Source organism: Pseudomonas sp. NPDC086112 (genome assembly GCF_044746425.1).
GTDB lineage: Bacteria > Pseudomonadota > Gammaproteobacteria > Pseudomonadales > Pseudomonadaceae > Aquipseudomonas.
The window spans coordinates 1-2,154 of record NZ_JBIVCD010000097.1; the positions used below are offsets into that span (position 1 = coordinate 1).

Consider the following 2,154-nt stretch of genomic DNA (forward strand, 5'->3'; position numbering starts at 1 on the left):
CGCGAATCAGCTCGATGGTGATATCGCGGCCCATGAAGTGCGAGTGGGCGATCACGCGTTTGAGCGCGCCTTCCAGTTCGCGGACGTTGGAGCGAATACGCTGGGCAATGAAGAACGCCGCGTCGTGTGGCAGATCGACTTTGGCCTGGTCGGCCTTTTTCATCAGGATCGCCACGCGGGTTTCCAGCTCCGGCGGCTCGACGGCAACCGTCAAGCCCCAGCCGAAACGTGACTTCAGGCGTTCTTCAAGGCCTTCGATTTCTTTCGGATAGCGGTCACTGGTAAGAATGACCTGCTGGCCACCTTCAAGCAGGGCGTTGAAGGTGTGGAAAAACTCTTCCTGAGAGCGTTCCTTGCGGGCGAAGAACTGAATGTCATCGATCAGCAACGCATCCACCGAGCGGTAGAAGCGCTTGAACTCGTTGATCGCATTCAGCTGCAAAGCCTTGACCATGTCCGCAACGAAACGCTCGGAATGCAGGTACACAACCTTGGCATTCGGATTCTTCTTTAACAGGTGGTTACCCACAGCGTGCATCAAGTGGGTTTTACCCAAGCCGACACCGCCATAAAGGAAGAGCGGGTTATAGCCGTGCTTGGGGTTGTCCGCCACCTGCCAGGCCGCAGCCCGGGCCAGTTGGTTGGACTTGCCTTCGACGAAGTTCTCGAAGGTAAAGGTGCGGTTCAGGTAACTGGTGTGCTTGAGCGCGCCTTCGACCTGCACCGTACGCTGTTCGGAGCGAACCGGGGCCTGTTGCGAACTGGCGCCTGCCATTGGATCGAAGCTGTCGCGAGACGGCTCTTCACTGACTTCAGCAACCTTTTGTGTCGCACGTTTGGTCGATGCAGCTGCCGGGGCTGGCGCCGGAGCGCTGACAGGCGCTTGAGCGGCCTGAGCCTGAGACGCCGCGGCGGCCAATGGAGCATTAGGTGCCGCACGCGGTGCCGAACTGCGTTTGCTGCCTATTAATAAGGAGAGCGCCGGCGCCAGGCCATTGCCATGCTCATCGAGCAGTTCAAGGACGCGCCCCAGGTACTTTTCATTGACCCAATCGAGAACAAAACGATTCGGCGCGTAGACACGCAGCTCGTCGCCTTCGGCTTCGACCTGTAGTGGACGGATCCAAGTGTTGAATTGTTGGGCAGGCAGCTCATCGCGCAAAAGCTCTACGCACTGCTGCCAAAGTTCCACTGACACGGATATCCCCTAAGTTGAAAGCCGGTGAGGCAAAAACAAGCAGTCATTGTAGCGACCAGTCGTCCACTTATCCACATGCAGGTTGCGCACAGGGCATGATTTATCAATGCGTTAACCCTCGAAAAGAAGACCAACGGTATGTGCATAAGCTCTGTGGATAACCGCCCATGAGGGCACTGGACAAGTGGGGGCGAAACTCGGTGGATAACCTGCCTGTGGATAACTGGCCTTTCCACACACAGCTTATCCGACAGCGCAGCACAGGCTGACCACCGTTTTCCACCGTAGTTGTCATTCTCTGTACATCACGGTTTAGAAGGGCTAAAGGCAGTTATCCACAGATGAACGTGCCTCTAGCTTTTATAAGCTTTACAGAAAAGCTTTAAATAATTCCCTTCTTTATTTCTATATCTGGCGAACGACCTTCGCCGGGTAAATCGTCTGGAGATCTATTTATAAGGAAACGCTGGTTGGAAATTGACCTAGAGGCTTGCTTTCTCTAGAATCCCCGGTCTCTTAAAACGGGGGCCATTCCGGCCCGTTGTGGACGAACCAGGTAACACGACAATGAAACGTACTTTCCAACCAAGCACTATCAAACGCGCTCGTACCCACGGTTTCCGTGCTCGCATGGCTACCAAGAACGGTCGTGCCGTTCTGTCGCGTCGCCGCGCCAAAGGTCGTGCGCGTCTGGCAGTTTGATAAGCCGGCACTGGAGGTGAGTCAGGACTTCAGTCGGGAAAAGCGTCTGCTTACCCCCCGGCATTTCAAGGCAGTCTTTGACTCCCCTACCGGCAAGGTTCCGGGGAAAAATCTCCTGCTCCTTGCGCGCAATAACGATCTTGATCACCCCCGTCTCGGGCTGGTTATCGGGAAAAAGAGCGTAAAGCTCTCCGTCGAGCGCAATCGCCTCAAACGTCTGATGCGCGAATCGTTTCGCCTGAACCAGGATTTAC

At 55.4% G+C, this 2,154-nt stretch carries 3 protein-coding genes; 2 read left to right on the forward strand and 1 reads right to left on the reverse strand.

Annotation, left to right across the window (positions count from 1 at the left end):
- Nucleotides 1-1,198: chromosomal replication initiator protein DnaA (gene dnaA / locus ACIPLA_RS28165; protein ID WP_401177745.1), on the reverse strand; the 1,198-nt coding region annotated here is incomplete at its 3' end.
- 567 nt (nt 1,199-1,765) lie between these two features.
- On the opposite strand from dnaA, the gene rpmH reads away from it, so the two are divergent.
- Together rpmH and rnpA are read left to right on the forward strand one after the other, a co-directional pair.
- Nucleotides 1,766-1,900 carry a 50S ribosomal protein L34 gene (gene rpmH / locus ACIPLA_RS28170; protein ID WP_003213577.1) on the forward strand — a complete coding sequence of 45 codons (135 nt, stop codon included), beginning with the start codon at nt 1,766-1,768 and terminating at the stop codon, nt 1,898-1,900.
- Between the two features lie 16 nt (nt 1,901-1,916).
- On the forward strand, nt 1,917-2,154 hold a 238-nt coding region (gene rnpA, locus ACIPLA_RS28175; RefSeq protein WP_401177748.1), incomplete at its 3' end, for a ribonuclease P protein component.

Coding starts and splice junctions, on each gene's coding strand:
- rpmH (WP_003213577.1), top strand. CDS start 1,766: ATGAAACGTACTTTCCAACCAAGCACTATCAAACGCGCTCGTACCCAC.